The following is a 19611-nucleotide window of genomic DNA, read 5'->3' on the forward strand; positions in this document are numbered from 1 at the left end:
GCCTGAGACGGTCGGAGCATTTTGTCGGGCCATCGGTCGCTGCCAACTCTACGCTGGGGTGCTCCCGGCGGCTCGGCAGTAACCAGCGTGGTGGCGCGCCGACAGTATCCGCCGTGTTCGCTCCGCCTTCGGAGGGCCCTGCTGGTTGATCCTGCCCGGAGCATCAGACTAAATGATCGCACTTCCCTCCGGCCTTTTTCTAGCCGGCAGCCGCGATGGTTCTACCTTGGTCAGAACCCGCTTTCAGTCTTGCGCGAAGTCGCGGCGCTATCTCGACCGGGACATTGGTCAACTGGCGAGCAATGCGCGTCGAGCCAGCGTTCGTGAAGATTGGAAAGTCCATCGTCTATCCCGTGGCCGACCTAAACCAATGGGCAAATCAGCAAACCGTTAAGTGTCGCGCGACAAATCGACTCAACGGGAAGGAACATGAGCAATCGTGAACCTCGCGAATAGAGTTCCCTACGCATCCCAGAAGGGCGACCCCACACCCTCACGAGCCGATATCGAAATGACGAAGGAGATCATCAAGGCGGGCAAGCGGCTGGGCATCGCGGTGCATGACCAGATCATCGTCGGGCTGAAGGGATATGCCAGCATGAAGGGCCTGTTGCTGATCTGACGGGCCGGGGGCATGCCAAGACCGTCCGATCAAGCCCGGGCGATCGAATGAAGTGCAGGAAATTCGCTTGCACAATCTTTTACCAAAAAATTTGAAAATTGTTCAATCTTGGAAAGAGGGCCCAAGGTCCGCTCTATCTCTGGATTAAACTTCCAATCGAGAGGAGTGCTCTCTTGATTTTTAGAAGACAATTCCGGTGAGGCATCGCATTTTCGCTGCTACCGTTTTGAAACGCTTCAATTGGAACTCCGCCATTGCAACGCAAGCGCCCGACCATAGCGGATGTCGCACGAACCGCCGGTGTCTCCATCGGCACGGTGTCGAACTTCATCAATGGAACGGCAAGCCTGAAGGAAGGCACGCGCGACCGCATCGAGAAGGCGGTTGCCGCGCTGATGTATCGGCCGAGCTCCTTTGCGCGCTCACTGCCGGGCCGCGCACCACGCAGGCCAAAGAACCTAGATCACCTGCCAAGACTTCTGGTCGCAGGTAGGGTGAGTGTCGACTTCCTGTGCCGCGTCGACGTGCTGCCGCATCGCGACGACCGGATCACCGCCAGCCACATCGACAAGGCGCTGGGTGGCCCCGCGGCCAATCTCGCGGTTGCCGCCGCCGGCATCGGAGCACCCTACGCGCTGGACGTTGAACTGGCGACAGCAGTTGGCCAGGATCCAGAGAGCGATTGGGCGCTCGGCGCGCTTTCGAAACTGGGTGTCCACGCCTTGCCGATCCGCAACACGCCCAACAACCGCCTCTCCCAGGCGATCGTGATCATCGAGCGCAATGGCAGCCGGACGATCATCAGCGAACCGTTCGAGCTTGGCGAGGTCGACCTGACAGCCAATCTGGATATCCAGCCCGAGCAACGTCCGGCCTGCCTTCATATCGAAGGCTTCCACTACGAGACGATGACCGCGTCCATCGCTCGCTTTCATCAGGCGGGCTGGAAGGCGCGCCCTCGAACTCTCGGCCACCGCCATCATCCTGGTCCACAATCACCCGTCAGGCGACCCCACACCCTCACGAGCCGATATAGAAATGACGAAGGAGATCATCGAGGCGGGCAAGCGGCTGGGTATTGGCGTGCACGACCATGTCATCATCGGGCGCAAGGGCTATTCGAGCATGAAGGGCCTGCTGCTGATCTAGGAACGGCCCTTCTCGAAGGTCGCTGTAGCAAAAAGGCGGTATTTTTCCCGTCAAGATAGTCGGCTCTGGAATTTCGATCGCAAAAAGAGCTATGATGAACTTGGCATTCGCCGGGACAGCTTCGATCGCCCTTTGAATGCCGGGAGGACGGGACATGGCCGTAGCGCTTGTACTCGTTTTGATCGTTGTGGGCTCGGTGCTGTTTCACCTGCTGAGTCCATGGTGGTGGACGCCTATTGCCTCGAACTGGGGCTATATCGACAACACCATCAGCATCACCTTCTGGATCACCGGTGTCGTCTTCGCCGCCGTGGTTCTGTTCATGGCCTATTGCGTCTTCCGCTTCCGTCATCGGGAAGGGAATCGGGCTGCCTACGAACCGGAAAACAAGCGCCTCGAATCGTGGCTGACGATCGTCACCGCGGTCGGGGTTACGGCGTTGCTGGTTCCCGGCCTGTTCGTCTGGAGCCAGTTCGTCAACGTTCCCAGCGACGCAACCGTGGTCGAAGTCGTCGGCCAGCAGTGGCAGTGGAGTTTTCGTCTGCCTGGCAAGGACGGCAAGCTTGGCAGATCCGACACCCGCGAGGTCACCGCGGACAATCCGCTGGGCGTGATCGCCGGCGATCCCAACGGTCAGGACGATGTCGTGGTCGAAGCGGCTGATTTGCATTTGCCGGTCGGCAAGCCGGTCAAGATGCTGCTCCGCTCGATCGACGTGCTGCATGATTTCTACGTGCCGGAGTTCCGCGCCAAGATGGACATGATCCCGGGCTCGGTCACCTATTTCTGGTTCACGCCGACCAAGACAGGAACCTTCCAGGTGCTGTGCGCCGAGCTTTGCGGCCAAGGCCACCCTCTGATGAATGGCATCGTCATAGTCGACACCGAGCAGGACTATGTGGCCTGGCTCGACCAGCAGCAGACATTCGCGCAATTGTCGGCGCCCCAGCAGACGGGCTCGGCGCAACAGGCGCCGGGCAAGGCAACGGCATCAGCTTTAAAAGTTGCGGCAAAACTCGAAACTGTCGGGTCCCGCTGAAAAGGGCACGGAGGAACTCCTCCTATGGTCGATATCACGCCTGCAGATGCGGTCCCGGCCGCCGAAGTCCCGGAAATGGAACTCTACCATCCGCACAGCTGGTGGACGAAGTATATCTTCTCGCAGGACGCCAAGGTCATCGCCATCCAGTATTCGGCGACGGCGACGGCAATCGGCATGGTGGCGCTGGTGCTGTCCTGGCTGATGCGGCTGCAGCTCGGTTTCCCCGGCACGTTCGACTTCATCACCCCGGAAGCCTATTACCAGTTCATCACCATGCACGGGATGATCATGGTGGTCTACCTGCTCACGGCGCTCTTCCTGGGCGGCTTCGGCAACTACCTGATCCCGCTGATGGTCGGAGCTCGCGACATGGTTTTCCCCTATGTCAACATGCTGAGCTACTGGATCTATCTGCTTGCCGTGGTGGTTCTGGTGTCGAGCTTCTTTGCGCCCGGCGGACCGACGGGTGCCGGCTGGACGCTTTATCCGCCGCAAGCCATCATGACCGGTACGCCAGGCGGCCAGGACTGGGGTATCATCCTGATGCTTGTCTCACTGATCCTGTTCATCATCGGCTTCACCATGGGCGGCCTGAACTATGTCGTGACGGTGCTGCAGGCCCGCACGCGGGGCATGACGCTGATGCGCCTGCCATTGACGGTCTGGGGCATCTTCACCGCCACCGTCATGGCGCTGCTCGCCTTCCCGGCGCTGTTCGTCGCCTGCGTGATGATGTTGTTTGACCGTGCGCTCGGCACCTCCTTCTTCATGCCGGCGATCGTCGAGATGGGCGAACAACTGCAGCATGGCGGCGGCAGCCCGATCCTGTTCCAGCATCTGTTCTGGTTCTTCGGTCACCCCGAGGTCTACATCGTGGCACTGCCGGCCTTCGGCATCGTCTCCGACCTGATCAGCACCCATGCGCGCAAGAACATCTTCGGCTACCGGATGATGGTCTGGGCGATCGTCGGCATCGGCGCGCTGAGCTTCGTGGTCTGGGCTCACCACATGTATGTCAGCGGCATGCACCCCTATTTCGGCTTCTTCTTCGCCACCACGACATTGATCATCGCCGTGCCGACCGCCATCAAGGTCTACAATTGGGTGCTGACGCTGTGGCGCGGCGACATCCATCTCACCATACCGATGCTCTTTGCCCTGGCCTTCATCGTCACCTTCGTCAACGGCGGCTTGACCGGCCTGTTTCTTGGCAACGTCGTCGTCGACGTTCCATTGTCGGACACGATGTTCGTGGTTGCGCATTTCCATATGGTCATGGGCGTCGCTCCAATCCTCGTGATTTTCGGCGCAATCTACCACTGGTACCCCAAGGTAACCGGTCGGATGCTGAATGAGACGCTCGGCCAGTTCCACTTCTGGGTCACGTTCCTCGGCGCCTATCTGATCTTCTTCCCCATGCACTATCTTGGCCTAGTGGGCCTGCCACGGCGCTATGCCGAACTGACCGACATGACGATCATGACGGAATCGGCCCACCACCTGAACTCCTTCATCAGCATCATGGCGTTCATCGTCGGCTTTGCCCAGATCGTGTTCCTGTTCAACCTGATCTGGAGCATCCGTCACGGCCGTGAGGCCGGCGGCAATCCCTGGCGCGCCACGACGCTCGAATGGCAGACGTCCGAAACCCCGCCGGCCCACGGCAATTTCGGCAAGGATCTGCCGATCGTCTATCGCTGGGCCTATGACTACAGCGTGCCGGGCGCCAAGGAGGATTTCATTCCGCAGAACGTGCCAGGCTCCTTCGGCACCTACAAGGAGCCGGCATGAGCGTCATCCTGGTCTTCCTGCTGGTGGTCGTCGCCTTTGTCGGATGGTGGCTTTCCCATCAGCGGCTGATGTCGAAGCCATGGCTCGAGCAAGGCATGGCCGAGGATTTTGTCGCCCTCGACCGCTCGGCGCTGCCGACGGCTAAGATCGGCCTCGGTGTCTTCCTCGCCGTTGTAGGCTGCCTGTTCGCGCTGTTCACCAGCGCCTACTTCATGCGCATGGCGCTGTCGGACTGGCAGCCGCTGCCGCTGCCGCGCCTGCTCTGGCTCAACACCGGCGTGCTGGTGCTCAGCAGCGTCGCGCTGCAATGCGCCTCGGCCGCCGCGCGCAAGCGGCAGAGCGATATGGTCAGACTCGGCCTCGCCACAGCCGGGCTCACGGCGCTTGCCTTCCTGGTCGGGCAGTTGGTGGCATGGCGGCAGTTGGCCGAAGACGGCTATCTGCTGAGCTCCAATCCGGCCAACAGCTTCTTCTACCTAATCACCGGCATGCATGGCCTGCACATACTCGGCGGGCTGGTCGGTCTCGGCAGAACGACTGCCGGCGCCTGGAATGGAGCGCGGCCGGAACGGCTTCGCCTCGGCGTCGAGCTGTGCGCCATGTACTGGCATTTCCTGCTTTTCGTCTGGCTCGCCATATTCGCCCTGCTTGCCGGCTGGGGCGCTACGTTCATAGACATTTGCCGACAATTGCTGACCTAAGGGATCAAGCGGATGTCCGAGACGACAATGACGCATATCAGCCAAACGACGCCCCGGCCAGCGGGTTGGCAAGGCATTGCCGCCGACTGGTCCTCGGATCAGCGGGCGTTCAAGAACGTGTCCTGGGGGAAGGCCATGATGTGGATCTTCCTGCTCAGCGACACCTTCATCTTCGGCTGTTTCCTGCTCTCCTACATGACCGCGCGTATTTCGACGCGCGTGCCGTGGCCCAACCCGAGCGAGGTCTTTGCGCTGCACATAGGCGGCTCGAATGTTCCGCTAATCCTGATCGCCATCATGACCTTCGTGCTGATCTCGAGCAGCGGCACGATGGCCATGGCGGTCAATTTCGGCTATCGCCGCGACCGCCGGAAGACGGCAATTCTGATGCTTCTGACCGCGGCACTCGGCGCGACCTTTGTCGGCATGCAAGCCTTCGAATGGACCAAGCTGATCACTGAGGGGGTGCGGCCCTGGGGCAACCCCTGGGGCGCCGCACAATTCGGTTCGTCTTTCTTCATGATCACCGGTTTCCACGGCACCCATGTGACGATCGGGGTAATCTTCCTGCTCATCGTGGCGCGCAAGGTCTGGCGCGGAGACTACGACACCGGACGGCGCGGCTTCTTCACCAGCCGCAGGGGTCACTACGAGAGCGTCGAGATCATGGGGCTCTACTGGCACTTCGTCGACCTGGTCTGGGTGTTCATTTTCGCTTTCTTCTATCTTTGGTGAGAGGCAGATATGGCTGAAGCAACCGCAAACGGCCTCGGACAACACGGACTTGGCGCTGGTCACGCCCATGAAGCTCGGACGGCTGCCCCCCATGCCGAGGTCCATCAGGAACACCCGATCAAACTCTATCTGGTGGTCTGGGCATGGCTGTTCATCCTAAGCGCCTGTTCCTACATGGTCGATTATTTTGGCCTCCACGGCTATCTCAGATGGTCGCTGATCCTGATCTTCATGATGCTCAAGGCGGGCCTGATCGTCGCCTTCTTCATGCACATGGCTTGGGAGCGGCTGGCGCTGACCTATGCGATCATCCTGCCGCCGATACTGGTGCTTGTGTTCGTGGCAATGATGGTCTTCGAAGCGGATTACACGCTTTTCACCCGGTTGGTGTTTTTCGGAGACGGGCCCTGAATCAAGAGCTGGGTGAGATCCATCTGCCCCGACTTCAGTTGTGCGACGATGCTGCTTGCCGTTCGGTTGCCTTGAAACAACGGGCGGCTGGTCCATTTTCCAGATATCGGAAGCGACATCGGCAGAATGACTTCTCTCGTTCTACGCGCGTCGCGAAGTCTGGCAAGGGAGGCCAAGATGACGATCGCAAACAGATTAAGGGATTTCATCGACGGCAAGGGAATTTCCTACGACACCGTCGCCCATCATCGCACTTCAACAAGCCGGCAGTCGGCAATATCCGCGCATGTGCCCGGCAGCATCCTGGCGAAATCCGTGGTCGTTCACCACGAGCTTGGCTATACGCTGGCCGTCGTTCCGAGCACCCACAGGATCGAACTTGGCAGGTTGCAAGATGTCATGGACAAGCGTCTCGGACTCGCCTCCGAAGACGAGGTGGTTTCGCTCTTCGATGATTGCGACACCGGCGCCATTCCGCCGATCGGCGCTGCCTATGATGTACGCGGTGATTGTCAAAGAAAGCCTCGCCGATGCCGCCGACGTCTACTTCGAAGGCGGCGACCATAGAACGCTGGTGCATGTCAGTGGCGCGGATTTCCGTAACCTGATCATGTGCGCACACCAGGCTCGCTTCAGTCACCCGGCTTACTGACAGTTTCGATCAGAACCGCCCCCTCGCCTGTGCGGCGAGGAGACTTTGCTCAAACCGCCGGCCTTGCGGGCGGCTCCACGACCTTGCGGTAGACATGCCAGGTGGCGTGACCGAGGATCGGCAACACGACAGCCAGCCCGACGAACACCGGCAGCGAGCCGATAATCAGGGCGACGGCGACGATCAGGCCCCACACGGCCATGGTGATCGGGTTCGCCAGCACCACACGCACCGAGGTGTGGATGGCTTCGTAGGCGCCGACGTCCCGGTCGAGCAACAATGGGAAGGCGACGACCGTTGTGCACAACACCACCACAGCGAAGACCAAGCCTATGGCGTGCCCCAGGATAATCAGCGTCCAGCCACGTCCGGTGGCAAATATTTCATTGATGAAGCCGGATATCGATTCAGGCGGAGCCGGGCCGAAAAGGTATTGGTAGAACATCTGCGCGGTCAAAAGCCAGGTGATGAAGATTGCAAACAGCATGATGCCGACCGCGGCAATGGCCGGCAGCGCCGGAGAATTCCTGACCTCGAAAGCATGCCTCCAGGAGGAGTCCACGCCGGCTTCCCGTCTGCGGCTGATTTCATAGAGGCCTATCGCCGCGAATGGGCCAATCAAGGCGAAACCGGAGACCAGCGGAAACAGCAACGGCAACGCATTGGCGCCCGAAGTCCAGGCGGCGAGCACGACACCCACGAGCGGATAGATCAGACAGAGAAAAACGATATGTGACGGTTTGACCATGAAATCGTCGACGCCCCGCCTGAGCGCGTCGAAAAGGTCGGAAACACCGATTTTTCGAATTTTGGTATGTTCCAGCGTCTCGCTGGCGCCTGCTATCACATGAAAGCTAGCCATGACCATTCCTCCAGACCAGGTCCGGTAAGGTCGCGGCTTCGCGGTGCTGCCGTTTGCGTGGCCACGCAAAACCGCGACCTGCACCGCAATCAACATACTCTCTTGCCAGAGACTTGTCGCCCTTTGTCAGAAGGGTCCCGGCGGTTCGGCTAGCTCTGGTGGTCTTTTTTCGATATTCTCGGGTTCAAAGGTGAAGGTCATGGATGGAAGGACGCTTCTCATACTCGGCCTCGGCGTGGTCGCCCTGCTGATCCTGGGATTCTGTGCGATTCCTTCGTGATGTTCGAGCCGATTCTGGTCCGCAACGCCTTCAATTCGGCAGTACAGACTGGCTGCCTCATCCGACCAGTATTCCGTTAACAGCGGTCTTGCCGTCAACTCCAGTTGACGTGGACGCTCGCATCGCGATCGTATCGGCAAGCAGTATGGCAAAGATCGCGAAAAGATAGAAAATCGAGAAGGCAAACAGCGCCTTTGCAGGCTTCATCTCCTCTTCGGGAGCGATCAGGACCTTCCAGGCGTGCCAGATGAAACCCGCGCCCAATGCAGTCGAAACAATTCCATAGAACCCACTCGCGAATCCGAACGCCCAGGGCAGCACGCCGATTGGCGCCAGGAGCAGCGAATAGGCGAATATCTGTTTTCTGGTCGAGGCCAAGCCAACCACGTTCGGCATCATCGGGATACCCGCAGCGGCGTAGTCGCCGACCTTGAACAGCGCGAGTGCCCAGAAATGCGGCGGCGTCCACAGAAAGATGATCAGAAACAGGATGAAGCTTTCAACGCCGATCGCGCCAGTGGCGGCCGCCCAGCCGATGACAGGAGGAAGGGCACCCGCCGCGCCGCCGATGACGATGTTCTGCGGCGTCGAGCGCTTCAGCCACATCGTATAGATGACAATGTAGAAGAAGATGGTGAAGGCCAGCAGCGATGCGGCAAGCCAGCCCACCAGCACGCCGAGCGTGATGACCGAAAGTGCGGAAAGCACCAGGCCGAAGCCGAGGGCTTCACCCGGCGTGACGCGGCCTGACGGAACCGGCCGCTTTGATGTGCGCGACATCAGCGCGTCGATGTCGGCGTCGTACCACATGTTGAGAGCCCCGGCCGCTCCTGCTCCGATCGCAATCGCACCGATTGCAATCACGGCGATGACCGGATTCATCGCACCGGGCGCCGCCATCAGGCCAACGAACGCAGTGAATACAGCAAGCGCCATGACCCGCGGCTTTAAAAGCGCGAAGAAATCACCCGCAGTCGCTTCCGAGAGGCGGATGTCGGTATCCTTGAGGCGGTTTTCCCTAGTCGACATCTCTGATGGAAGCACCTGGGCCATGATCCGAACTAAAGGCGCGAGCGAAAACTGAAAACCGGTCTTTGCTTACGCTGCCCTGGTTCGGATAAGATCACAGTAAAACAAGAGGTTAAACGCAGGACGGAGGTGTCAGGTCACTTGGAGAACGTTTTCAGATAGGCAATGACGTTGGCCACGTCCGCATCGTTCTTGAGGCCGGCAAACGCCATCTTGGACCCTTTTACCATGGCCTTGGGATCGTGAAGATAGGTCGTCAGTGTTGATTCATCCCATTTGAGGCCGGATTTGCCGGCCGCAATCATGGCATCGGAATATTTGAAATCTGGATGCGTCCCCGCGGTGCGGCCGATGACGCCGTGCAGCGATGGACCGATCTTGTTCTTGTCCTCCTCCACGATGTGGCAGGCCTTGCATTTGGCGAAGACCTTCTCGCCAGCAGCAGCATCCTGAGCCTGCGATGGACCGGCGACGAAGGTTGCAACAGAGATGACGGCGAAAAACGCGACTAAGCGCATGACTTTCCTCCCTGATCGTCAAATGTGCCCGAGACGATCCGCGCGTGCCGATCACACCAGCAATAGGCCTTGCACGGCGGAACAGATTATCCGCTTCTCCCCCCAAATGGAATTACGGCACCTATATACCACAGAGTCTGGCCGGCGGGTAGAAGAGGTCGACCGTACAAGGTTTAGGTGGCCTACAGTGGCTCAAGGTACATCCGTGTTGCAGCTGCCGGCTACCTGATTGACCGCTTCTCCGAACCCGGCGAGGTCGAAATCGGCCTCGCCGCGCCCCGCCAGCAGCCCGAACCGCCACGAAAGCTGGAGCCGGTTCGCGGCGACAAGGCGCCTGATGCCGTCGGCTCCATCGCGCACCAGCATCCGGCCGCGCGGCCCGACCGACCAGCTTTCATCGAACTTGCTCTCCTGATCGACCGTGATCGACATGGTGATCTTGCGGCTGGCCGAAACAGCGTCGTTCAGTTGCAGCCATTCAGTCCAATGCGGCTCGCCGTTTGCCCGGCAGGCAATCGTCAGGATCGGGCTGTAGCTCAAGGCACCGCCGCCGGTGATCAGCTTGTTGGTGGCATAGAGCGAGGCCGTGACGAGGCCGTCTTCACTCGTGCCGAAGCGCCAGTTGTCAGACACCGTGCCGGCCTGGGCAATGCCGCAGGCCGAGACAAGGACCAGCGCGATTGCCGAAGCGTGTCCCAATTCGACGAACAGTCTCAACACGCCCTCCAACAACCAAGCGGCTTGCAATAGAAGCGCAGATAATGATCAAAGCTTGGTCGCCACAGGCCGCCGCTCGCGAAGCATGGCGGCTGTTGCAGTTTGGCAACGAAAAAGGCCGCCTCGAGGGCGGCCTTCCTGTTTCAGCGGAGCGCTGGTGTTATTCGGCGGCCTTCTTCTTCGGCGCGGCCTTCTTCTTGGGCTCTTCCGCGTCGTCGGCCTTCTTGGCGTCGGCCTTCTTGGCGGCGGCTTTCTTCGCCGGCTTCGCCTTGACGGAGGTCTCGTCCTCTTCGTCGTCGGCCATCAGCTCTTCCTTGCTGACCTTGACGTCGGTGACCGAAATCTGACCGAGCAGATGGTCGACCACTTTTTCCTCGAACATCGGCGCCCGCAGCGTGTTCAACGCTTCCGGGTTGTTGCGGTAGAACTCGAAGACTTCCTGCTGCTGGTTGCCCGGATAGCGGCGCACCTGCTCGAACAGGCCGCGCTGCAGCTCTTCGTCCGATACGGTCACGCCGGCCTTCTCGCCGATTTCAGCCAACACAAGGCCGAGGCGCACGCGGCGCTCGGCAAGCCGCAGATACTCGGCACGCGCCTCTTCTTCCGTCGTCTCTTCGTCGGCGAAGGTGCGTCCGGCTGCTTCCAGGTCACGATTGACCTGCGCCCAGATGTTGTTGAACTCGGCGTCGACGAGCTTCGACGGCGCCTCGAACGAATAAGCCGCGTCGAGCTGGTCGAGCAGCTGGCGCTTGACCTTCTGGCGCGTCATGGCGCCGAACTGGTTCTCGATCTGGCCGCGTACGACGTCGCGCAAGCGCTCCAGCGACTCCAGGCCGAGGTTCTTGGCGGTCTCGTCGTTGATTTCCAGCGCGCCGGGCTGGGACACTTCCTTGACGGTGACGTCGAAGGTCGCTTCCTTGCCGGCAAGATGCGCGGCCTGGTAGTTCTCCGGGAAAGTCACGGTGACCTGCTTTTCGTCACCGGCCTTGGCGCCGACCAGCTGATCCTCGAAGCCGGGGATGAATTCCTTCGAACCCAACACCAGCGGCTGATCGGTGCCCGCGCCGCCATTGAAGGCTTCGCCGTCGATCTTGCCGACATAGTCGATGGTGACGCGGTCGCCATTGGCGGCCTTGCCGGTCTTCGGCTCGTAGCTGCGCGCCGATTCGGCAACACGCTGGACCTGCTCGTCGATCTCGGCATCAGGCACGTCGAACACCTGGCGTGTCACCTTGATGTCGGAAAAGTCCTTGATCTCGATTGCCGGGATGATCTCGTAGTTGAGGCGGAATTCGAAGTCGGCGCCGCCGGCCAGGATCTTCTCGGCTTCCTTCTCGTCCTCGGTCATGATGACTTCGGGCTGCATGGCAGCCTTTTCACCACGCCCGGTAATGATCGAACGGGTCGAATCGTTGAGGATTTCGTTGACCACTTCGGCCATGAACGACTTGCCGTAGACCTTGCGCAGGTGTTGCACCGGCACCTTGCCCGGGCGGAAGCCGTTGATGCGGACCTTGTTGCGGGCATCCGAAAGCCGCGCCATCAGCTTGGCTTCCATGTCACCGGCCGGCACGGTGATCTTGATCTCTCGCTTGAGACCGGAGTTGAGCGTTTCGGTGACCTGCATCGTAAAACCTTTGTTTTCACCAATGAGACTGCCACGGCCTCTGCCGTTCACAGCCTGCCGGTATATTCTTGCCGGGAATGGCTTTTGGTACGGAACCTGGCGATTTGACCGAAAACCCGGCTCAAACTCTCCCAAACTGCGTTCCAAAATGTGAATAAGTTCTTGTTTTTCCTACTTCTTATCACATTCTGCAGAAGCGGATCGTCGCGTCCCGTCACATTTGACACGCCTTTTGTCACAGGCGAGGCCAATTTTCAACAGTCTTCGCATCCCGGCGAATAACCAGCATTTGGACCTGACCACATCTTGTCCCTGACCTCTACATCTTGTCTCCGACATTGACAGAATGATGGCCACATGGGATTGCCGGTCCATGCGGATGTGGCGGAACTGGTAGACGCCCTGGATTTAGGTTCCAGTGCCGAAAGGCGTGGGGGTTCGAGTCCCTTCATCCGCACCACCCTTCGCTCTTCGAGCTTCGGGTGGCGGGCCACCCGAATAGATGAAGGAGTGTCCTCCCGAAGCCTTGGCTAAGGAGGACCGGCGCCGTTCAGGCGGCGATCGGGTTGAGCTTCAGATGCTGGATCAGGATAATGGTCTTCGCGTCGATGATGCGGCCGTCGGCGATGCCGGCCAGTGCCTCGTCGAGCGGCATTTCCAGAACCTCGATGTCCTCGCCCTCTTCTTGCGCGCCGCCGCCGGCCGAGATGCGGTCGGCGGGTGAATAGCGGGCGATGAAGAACCAGAGACGTTCCGTGACGCTGCCGGGGCTCATATAGGGCGAAAACAGCCGCTCGACGTTCTGCAGCCGGTAGCCGAGTTCTTCCTCCGCCTCCTTGCGGATGCAGGTTTCGGGATCGTTTTCGTCCAACAGGCCGGCACAGGCCTCGATCAGCGGCTCGCGGTGGCCGGTGACGTAGGCGGGATAGCGGAACTGACGCACCAGAAGCACGGTCGAACGCAAGGGGTCGTAAGGCAGGATCACCGCGCCATCGCCGCGATCATAGGTCTGGCGGATTTGCGTCTCCCACTGACCGTCGCGCCGGCGGTAGTCGAGAACGGTCTTCTTCAGGACGGCCCAGTCGTCGGAGAGGATTTCCTCCGAACGGACGCGAATACGATCTTCCATCGTGGTCTCCATGCAAAAGCGCGTCGCGCTTTATGCACCTGTTTTATGCATGTCGCTCTCCCAAACCGGGCCACTTTTGGGCGCCATGCATTGCCGAGGCGTATCCGCGAACCGGCATTTCGGCAATCCCGTCAGTGATTGGTCCAGAACCCCTTTCACCGCCTCGTGTCTGGCGCAGGCGCCATCGGTCGCCTAAATAGCTGCGAACCCTCCCGGAGTTTCTCATGACAGCGTCGCTTTTCCAGTCGATCACCCTCGACGGCCTCACTTTCCCCAACCGTATCGCCGTCGCGCCGATGTGCCAGTATTCCGCCGACGACGGCTCGGCCAGTGACTGGCATCTCCATCACTGGATGAACCTCGCAATGTCCGGCGCCGGCATGGTCACAGTCGAGATGACCGATGTCGAGCGGCGCGGGCGTATCACCCATGGCTGCCTCGGCCTTTATTCCGAAAACAATGAGGCCGCAGCCCGCCGCGCACTGGACGCCGCCCGACGCGTCGCCGCACCCGGCACGAAATTCGGCTCCCAGCTCGCCCATGCCGGCCGCAAGGCTTCGAACCGCAAGCCGTGGGAAGGCGGCGGGCCACTGCAGCCAAACGAGGATCCCTGGCAGACCGTCTCCGCCTCGGCCATACCCTACGACACCGGTTGGAACGTGCCACACGCACTGGAGGACGAGGAGATCCTGCAACTGATCGAGCGCTTCGCCGAAGCCGCAAGGCGGGCCGAACGCGCCGGCTTCGATTTCATCGAACTGCACGCCGCGCATGGCTACCTGGTCTTCCAGTTCCTGTCGCCCTTGTCCAACCAGCGCACGGACCGCTGGGGCGGCTCGCTGGAAAACCGCATGCGTCTTGTCGTCGAGATCGCCAAGGCGGTGCGCAAGGCTACGCCAAAGCTGATGCTCGGCGCGCGGCTGTCGGTGATGGATTGGGTGGATGGCGGCTTCGACGTAGCGGACGCGATCGAAGTGGCCAAGGCGCTCAAGGACGAGGGCGTTGCCTATCTCTGCTGCTCGAGCGGCGGCAATTCGCCGTTGCAGAAATTGCCCACCGGCCCTGGCTATCAGGTGCATCTGGCGGAAGCGGTGCGCAAGGGTGCTGATATTCCGACCCGCGCCGTCGGCCTGATCGACGACCCCAGGCAAGCCGAAGCGATCCTCACCGAGGGCCGCGCCGACATGGTGGCGCTGGCGCGGGCCTTCCTGGCTGATCCGCGCTGGGGATGGCGTGCGGCGGCGACATTCAGCGAAACGATCCACCCGGCGCCGCAGCTTGCCCGTTCGGTGACCACGATGCAGCATTGGATGAAGGCGGTGGGCTGAACGGTCCGCGCTCCCGACACGCGCGCCCCTCCTGTCTCCAGACAGCTTGACGGTGCTTCGCTGCTATTCCGTCCGCAAGCAGTTGGCGTGGAGTGGGCGTGGCTGGGCTTGGGAGGAAACCTGTTCAGGGCATTCTTGCCGGTTGCAGCGCTGACCGCAGGTTAGAGCCTTCAAACAGCCTCTGAGACGTTTGGGCGCAGGCTGGCGGCCATGGTTGCAACCAAATTGGCTGCTTTGCGTTGCGGCCATGATGGACAACAAACCTTTTGAAGTGCCGGTCGTCCTCGAACTTGGCCACGTCGGCAAATATCGCCACATCCGCAGCGCCCAGGAGGCAGCGGAGTGCCTGATGACGGTGTGGCCGCTCAATCGCGGCCCGCGCCATCGTGATGCCCTCGACACTTGCCTCAAAGTGCTGGAAGGTTATCGTTCGACAGCAGATGCGCGCCGGGCGCTGATTGAAGCCGCCAAGGAATCGGAAGTGCTGGTGCCCGACGACAGACTGCCCGACGACCGGCTGCATTGAGCAGACGGACCTTTCAACCGGAGGTTTTCCATGGCGAAGCTGACTTACAAGATCGTCGAACATGACGGCGGCTGGGCCTACAAGGTCGGAGCGACCTTTTCCGAGACGTTTCCCACGCATCAGGACGCATTGCGTGCGGCCGAAATCGCCTCGGCCGAGCAGCAGGTCGCCGGAGCGACCGACGGCATCCAGTATGAGGACGCCGAAGGCAAATGGCACGACGAACTGGCCGACGGCCGCGACCGGCCGCAGACAGAAGTCTCAGAGTAATTTATGCGGCTGATGTCGAGCGGCCAGGCAGGACGCCAGCCGCAGCCGTCCAAAGAGAGGACGGGCTAGCGGCCAGCTACGGGCCTTTCGGACTAGCTCTTGAAGATGGCCTTCCAGAAAATCGGTATCCGCTTTTCGGAAATCGCGTTCTGGCTATTTGCCGCAATACTGATCGTTGACGTTTTGCCCAGCGTTAGCGTCCGGGCCTGGCGTGTTGTGGGCACATGGGCCTATTGCGCCGGTGTTGCCTTGGGTGTTCAACCCGGAGCCGTCACGGATGCTTCCCGTGGTATAGGGGTCGACAGTTGTCTGGTCGTTGTTGCCGAACAGCCACCAATCACGATTGTTGGAATACCTGTCGTCCAGTGACTGCGCCATCGCCGATGTTGCGAGACCGATCGTCAGAACAGATGCTGCGAGAATTTTTGTAACCATTGAATCACTCCGTATCTTAGCCGCTTTGGTGGGACACTCATAAAACCCGGTAGTCAGCCGAATGGTTCCTTGAAATTGTCGTGAGGCTCAGGTGAGGCCCTGACCAGCAAAGCCCGGCCGGCGATGCGCTCGATGAACGCGGCGGTTCGCTCCGGGACGACGAATTGCTGCATGTGCCCTATTCCCTCGAACGGTTCGAACCTAGATCCTTGACGTCATCGGCTCGCCTTGGCGGCGCGAAGATGACATTGCGGCCACCGTCGCGCCGCGCTATCTCAGACCACTCGCCTTCCCAGGCCACACGCCTTGCCGGAGCCTTCCATGCCTGAAATCGTGACCGCTGCCATGCTCGTCATTGGCGATGAGATTCTGTCCGGCCGAACCAAGGACAAGAACATCGGCCATCTCGCCGACATCATGACGGCGATCGGCATCGACCTGAAGGAAGTGCGTGTCGTCCCTGACGAGGAAGACGAGATCATCGCCGCGGTGAATGCCGTGCGCAGCCGTTACACCTATGTGTTCACCACCGGCGGCATCGGTCCGACGCATGACGACATCACGGCCGATTCCATATCCAAGGCTTTTGGCGTGCCTTGCGAATACGATGCCCGGGCCTATGAGATGCTGGAAGCAAGCTATGCCGCGCGTGGCATCGAATATACGCAGGCCCGCAAGCGCATGGCGCGGATGCCGCGCGGCGCCGATCTCATTGACAATCCGGTGTCGGTCGCACCTGGCTTCCGCATCGGCAACGTCCACGTCATGGCCGGCGTGCCATCGATTTTCCAGGCCATGCTCGACAATGTCGTGCCGACGCTGAAGGCCGGCACGAAGATGCTTTCGGCGACCGTGCCCTGCCCGTTCGGCGAAGGCCTCATCGGCGGGCCGTTGGGTGATATCCAGAAAGCGCATCCCGATACGATCATCGGCTCCTACCCGAAATATGGCGACGGCAAGTTCTGGACCGAGCTGGTCGTGCGTGCCCGCAACCAGGAGGCGCTGGACGCCGCCCGCGCCGACGTCGAGGCGATGGTCGCCGGCTTCGCCAGCAATCCCGGCTGATCTGGTCCAGACCGGAACAAAGCACGACGCTGCAACGTTTCCCCGGCACGAGTTCACCAGCTCGTAAATCGAGGGATTGTCATGCGATTCAAAACCATCGTCGCCATTCTGCAGAACGAGCAGGACGCCGAGCGCGTGCTCGACTGCGCCATTCCGCTCGCCACCCGGTTCCAGAGCCATCTGGTCGGCATCCACGCCGAAACGCTTCCCGTGCCCTACACCTCTGCCACAGGCTTTCCCGACACCGAATTCCTGCAGGTTTCGGCAGATATGAACCGGGAACGGGCCGAGAAATTAAAGGCGCTGTTTCTCAGACATATCGAGGATTCCGGTCTTTCCTTCGAGTGGCGAAGCCTGGAGAGCTTTTCGGGTGACAGCGCGCTGACAGGGATTTCGAGCGTGCGGGCCGCCGACCTGATCATAGCGGCGCAGCGCGAAACGGGCGGCGATTCCAGCGCGGACGTGGACACGCTGGTCTACGATGCCGGCCGGCCGGTGCTGGTGGTGCCGCACGAGGGTCCGCTGATCACCACCTTCAAACGCGTCTTGCTCGCCTGGAACGGCAGCAAGGAAGCGGCGCGCGCCGCCTTCGACGCGCTGCCCTTCATCATCGAAGCCGAGAAGACTGACATATTGGTTATCGACCCTCCTGAAACGCTCGACGACAGCCCGGAGGCCGCCGGCGCCGAAATCGCGTCGGCGCTGTCGCGCCACGGCGCCACCGTCAGCGTCTCGGTGCAGCAGTCGGGCGGCAATTCGGTCGATGACATCATCCAGACCAGAATCGCGGAAACCGGCGCCGATCTGCTGGTGCTCGGCGCCTACAGCCACTCATGGCTGCGTCAGCTTCTGTTCGGCGGCGTGACGCGCAGCGTGCTGCGCACTGCGTCGGTGGCAGCCTTCCTGTCGCGGTAGGTCCACAGCGATCGCTGGGCCTTGCCTTTGCCAAGGCCCCTTGCTCTTGCCAAGATGGGGGCTTTCCAGCTAATTCCGCGCGCATTCCCCTGTTTTCCTGCGCGCGATCCCCGCGTGCTGTGGAGTGCGCGACATGTCCCTTCCCGAAAAAGCCTTTCCGGTCTCCTGGGACCAATTCCATCGCGACGCCCGGGCGCTCGCCTGGCGGCTTGCCGGCGCCAACAAGGGACAATGGAAAGCGATCGTCTGCATTACGCGAGGCGGGCTGGTCCCCGCGGCGATCATCTCGCGTGAACTCGGCATCCGCGTCATCGAGACGGTCTGCGTCGCCTCCTATCACGACTATACCAGCCAGGGGCAGTTGCAGGTCCTCAAGGAGATCACCCCTGCCCTGCTCGCCGAAGACGGCGCCGGCGTGCTGATCATCGACGACCTGACCGACACCGGCAAGACGGCCGGCATCGTGCGCGCGATGATGCCCAAGGCGCATTTCGCCACCGTCTATGCCAAGCCGAAAGGCCGGCCGCTGGTCGATACTTTCGTCACCGAAGTCAGCCAGGACACCTGGATCTATTTCCCGTGGGACATGGGCTTCACCTACCAGAAGCCGATCGCCGACGACCACGCCGGCTGATTCGCAACTACCTGCCTGTTACAGACCAGCAGCTTGCACCCGCGCCTGATTGCTTTCGCAAACAGGTCCGGCAGGGCCGGATATTTAGCGAAATCCACGTCTATTGGCGGAAATCGGCCAGGCGAATGAAATTTTTTACTTTTATTGCCGACAATTAGCCGTAAGATTCGTGAGACGGCAAACGATTCCGGAGGCTGGGGCTAGCTTCTTCGATGTTGACGAGGCCAACGACACACAATCATCTGGCCGAAAGGGTCCGACGGCTCTTCGGCACGGCGCCGTGCCGTCTGCAGGTTGCCGCCCTGCCCTGGCGCGACACGGGCGACGGCGTCGAAATCATGCTGATCACCAGCCGCGATACTGGCCGCTGGGTTTTGCCCAAGGGCTGGCCAGAGGCCAGGGAGCCGCTCTGCGAGGCCGCGGCGCGCGAAGCCGGCGAGGAGGCCGGGCTGCGCGGCCGTGTCTCTCATCTTGAAGCCGGCCGTTACTTCTACGCCAAGGTCCTGGCTTCCGGCGAAGAAGTGCCGTGCGAGGTCCTGGTGTTTCCACTGCATGTCGACAAAGTCGCGGACCGCTGGAAGGAAAAACACTCACGCACCCGCAAATGGGTCCGTGCGAGCGAAGCGGTGCGCATGGTCAACGAACCCGACCTTTGCCAGATCATCGCCTATTTCTGCGCCGACCCGCACAGCTTCTCCTGACGGGCGGCCACACCGCTCTCTTTGCAAAACGGGACTGGCTTGCAAAGGCTAGACACGCGTTGCCGCGCTTCGACATGAATGCTTTGCTAAGGAATCAAGGGTAGGATTCGGCAGCTCTGGTATTTTTGATCGATGGCGAATCCCGCAAATCCAATTCCAAACGAGTCCGACGACCCACAGCGCGAGCATCGTCCGCGCGTGCTCAAGGGCGGGTCGATCATCACCGGAATTTCGAATTCGGAAGTCGGCTGCACGCTTCGCAATCAACACGAAGGCGGCGCCGAACTGAAGGTACCGCTGGAAGCCCGGGTCCCAGATCGATTCCTTCTCTATGTGCCGCTCGACGGCATTGCCTATCGGTGCGAGGTCCGCTGGCGTCGCAACGACCGTATCGGGGTGCAGTTCACCGGCACCGAGCCAAAGCCCCGGCTGCATTACGGCTGACGCCCGGGCAAGCTTGCGCGCGGAAAAT

20 protein-coding genes, 1 tRNA gene and 4 pseudogenes are annotated in these 19611 nt (G+C 60.8%); 18 read left to right on the plus strand and 7 right to left on the minus strand.

Annotated features, from left to right (window positions below):
• Positions 1-478: 478 nt before the first annotated feature.
• The 9 genes and pseudogenes from EJ079_RS26455 to EJ079_RS26495 all read left to right on the plus strand — a co-directional run.
• Positions 479-622: pseudogene (locus EJ079_RS26455) on the plus strand (JAB domain-containing protein); the annotation flags it as partial.
• Between the two features lie 254 nt (positions 623-876).
• Positions 877-1455 (plus strand): annotated as a pseudogene (locus EJ079_RS26460) (PfkB family carbohydrate kinase); the annotation flags it as partial.
• 115 nt (positions 1456-1570) lie between these two features.
• Positions 1571-1771, plus strand: a pseudogene (locus EJ079_RS26465) (JAB domain-containing protein); the annotation flags it as partial.
• Between the two features lie 154 nt (positions 1772-1925).
• Entirely contained in the window at positions 1926-2810 is an 885-nt protein-coding gene (locus EJ079_RS26470) for a cytochrome c oxidase subunit II (protein WP_127321125.1), read from the plus strand.
• A gap of 24 nt (positions 2811-2834) precedes the next feature.
• Positions 2835-4604 (plus strand): cytochrome c oxidase subunit I, encoded by a 1770-nt coding sequence (gene ctaD, locus EJ079_RS26475; RefSeq protein WP_127321124.1) that lies wholly within the window; start codon positions 2835-2837, stop codon positions 4602-4604.
• Positions 4601-5305: a cytochrome c oxidase subunit 3 gene (locus tag EJ079_RS26480; protein ID WP_127396523.1), complete on the plus strand. Its 705-nt coding sequence runs from the start codon at positions 4601-4603 to the stop codon at positions 5303-5305. Before ctaD ends, EJ079_RS26480 begins: the two co-directional genes overlap by 4 nt.
• A 12-nt stretch (positions 5306-5317) precedes the next feature.
• A complete protein-coding gene (locus EJ079_RS26485) occupies positions 5318-6040 on the plus strand; it encodes a heme-copper oxidase subunit III family protein (RefSeq protein WP_127379816.1) in 723 nt (240 codons plus the stop codon).
• Positions 6041-6049: 9 nt separating this feature from the next.
• The gene (locus EJ079_RS26490) at positions 6050-6451 is read left to right on the plus strand and encodes a cytochrome C oxidase subunit IV family protein (RefSeq protein ID WP_127379815.1); all 402 of its coding nucleotides are present in this window, start codon (positions 6050-6052) and stop codon (positions 6449-6451) included.
• A 177-nt stretch (positions 6452-6628) separates the two neighbouring features.
• Positions 6629-7103: pseudogene (locus EJ079_RS26495) on the plus strand (aminoacyl-tRNA deacylase).
• Positions 7104-7152: 49 nt separating this feature from the next.
• Here the strand turns inward: EJ079_RS26495 and EJ079_RS26500 are convergent.
• From EJ079_RS26500 to tig, 5 genes are all read right to left on the minus strand, one after another.
• On the minus strand, positions 7153-7965 hold the full coding sequence (locus tag EJ079_RS26500; protein ID WP_127379813.1) for a DUF2189 domain-containing protein: 813 nt from the start codon (positions 7963-7965) through the stop codon (positions 7153-7155).
• Positions 7966-8302: 337 nt separating this feature from the next.
• Entirely contained in the window at positions 8303-9274 is a 972-nt protein-coding gene (gene cyoE, locus EJ079_RS26505) for a heme o synthase (RefSeq protein WP_127396522.1), read from the minus strand.
• Positions 9275-9411: 137 nt separating this feature from the next.
• Positions 9412-9792: a cytochrome c family protein gene (locus tag EJ079_RS26510; protein WP_127323209.1), complete on the minus strand. Its 381-nt coding sequence runs from the start codon at positions 9790-9792 to the stop codon at positions 9412-9414.
• A 192-nt stretch (positions 9793-9984) separates the two neighbouring features.
• The gene (locus EJ079_RS26515) at positions 9985-10509 is read right to left on the minus strand and encodes a hypothetical protein (protein ID WP_127810582.1); all 525 of its coding nucleotides are present in this window, start codon (positions 10507-10509) and stop codon (positions 9985-9987) included.
• Positions 10510-10669: 160 nt separating this feature from the next.
• Positions 10670-12136 (minus strand): trigger factor, encoded by a 1467-nt coding sequence (gene tig, locus EJ079_RS26520; protein WP_127270945.1) that lies wholly within the window; start codon positions 12134-12136, stop codon positions 10670-10672.
• A 375-nt stretch (positions 12137-12511) separates the two neighbouring features.
• On the opposite strand from tig, the gene EJ079_RS26525 reads away from it, so the two are divergent.
• Positions 12512-12596, plus strand: a tRNA-Leu gene (locus EJ079_RS26525).
• A 90-nt stretch (positions 12597-12686) separates the two neighbouring features.
• Here EJ079_RS26525 and EJ079_RS26530 read toward each other — a convergent pair.
• Complete coding sequence (locus EJ079_RS26530) at positions 12687-13265, minus strand: NUDIX domain-containing protein (RefSeq protein ID WP_127379810.1); 579 nt, start codon at positions 13263-13265, stop codon at positions 12687-12689.
• 224 nt (positions 13266-13489) lie between these two features.
• Here EJ079_RS26530 and EJ079_RS26535 point away from each other — a divergent pair, with 224 nt between their 5' ends.
• The 3 genes from EJ079_RS26535 (at position 13490) to EJ079_RS26545 (ending at position 15389) form a co-directional block, all read left to right on the plus strand.
• Positions 13490-14593, plus strand: a complete 1104-nt coding sequence (locus tag EJ079_RS26535) for an NADH:flavin oxidoreductase/NADH oxidase (protein ID WP_127810583.1) — start codon at positions 13490-13492, stop codon at positions 14591-14593.
• Between the two features lie 247 nt (positions 14594-14840).
• The gene (locus EJ079_RS26540; RefSeq protein WP_127810584.1) at positions 14841-15119 is read left to right on the plus strand and encodes a DUF982 domain-containing protein; all 279 of its coding nucleotides are present in this window, start codon (positions 14841-14843) and stop codon (positions 15117-15119) included.
• 30 nt (positions 15120-15149) lie between these two features.
• Positions 15150-15389: a DUF2188 domain-containing protein gene (locus EJ079_RS26545; protein WP_095090749.1), complete on the plus strand. Its 240-nt coding sequence runs from the start codon at positions 15150-15152 to the stop codon at positions 15387-15389.
• A gap of 153 nt (positions 15390-15542) precedes the next feature.
• Here EJ079_RS26545 and EJ079_RS26550 read toward each other — a convergent pair whose 3' ends face one another.
• On the minus strand, positions 15543-15824 hold the full coding sequence (locus EJ079_RS26550) for a hypothetical protein (RefSeq protein WP_127810585.1): 282 nt from the start codon (positions 15822-15824) through the stop codon (positions 15543-15545).
• A gap of 321 nt (positions 15825-16145) precedes the next feature.
• Here EJ079_RS26550 and EJ079_RS26555 point away from each other — a divergent pair, with 321 nt between their 5' ends.
• The 5 genes from EJ079_RS26555 (at position 16146) to EJ079_RS26575 (ending at position 19583) form a co-directional block, all read left to right on the plus strand.
• The gene (locus EJ079_RS26555; protein ID WP_127810586.1) at positions 16146-16889 is read left to right on the plus strand and encodes a competence/damage-inducible protein A; all 744 of its coding nucleotides are present in this window, start codon (positions 16146-16148) and stop codon (positions 16887-16889) included.
• Positions 16890-16970: 81 nt separating this feature from the next.
• On the plus strand, positions 16971-17804 hold the full coding sequence (locus EJ079_RS26560) for a universal stress protein (protein ID WP_127810587.1): 834 nt from the start codon (positions 16971-16973) through the stop codon (positions 17802-17804).
• 133 nt (positions 17805-17937) lie between these two features.
• On the plus strand, positions 17938-18438 hold the full coding sequence (gene gpt, locus EJ079_RS26565; protein ID WP_057145797.1) for a xanthine phosphoribosyltransferase: 501 nt from the start codon (positions 17938-17940) through the stop codon (positions 18436-18438).
• Between the two features lie 212 nt (positions 18439-18650).
• Positions 18651-19139 (plus strand): NUDIX hydrolase, encoded by a 489-nt coding sequence (locus EJ079_RS26570; RefSeq protein ID WP_023810435.1) that lies wholly within the window; start codon positions 18651-18653, stop codon positions 19137-19139.
• 132 nt (positions 19140-19271) lie between these two features.
• On the plus strand, positions 19272-19583 hold the full coding sequence (locus tag EJ079_RS26575) for a PilZ domain-containing protein (protein WP_127810588.1): 312 nt from the start codon (positions 19272-19274) through the stop codon (positions 19581-19583).
• The last annotated feature ends 28 nt before the right edge of the window (positions 19584-19611 follow it).

This window comes from Mesorhizobium sp. M7A.F.Ce.TU.012.03.2.1 (assembly GCF_004006095.1).
In the GTDB taxonomy this organism is placed as follows: domain Bacteria; phylum Pseudomonadota; class Alphaproteobacteria; order Rhizobiales; family Rhizobiaceae; genus Mesorhizobium.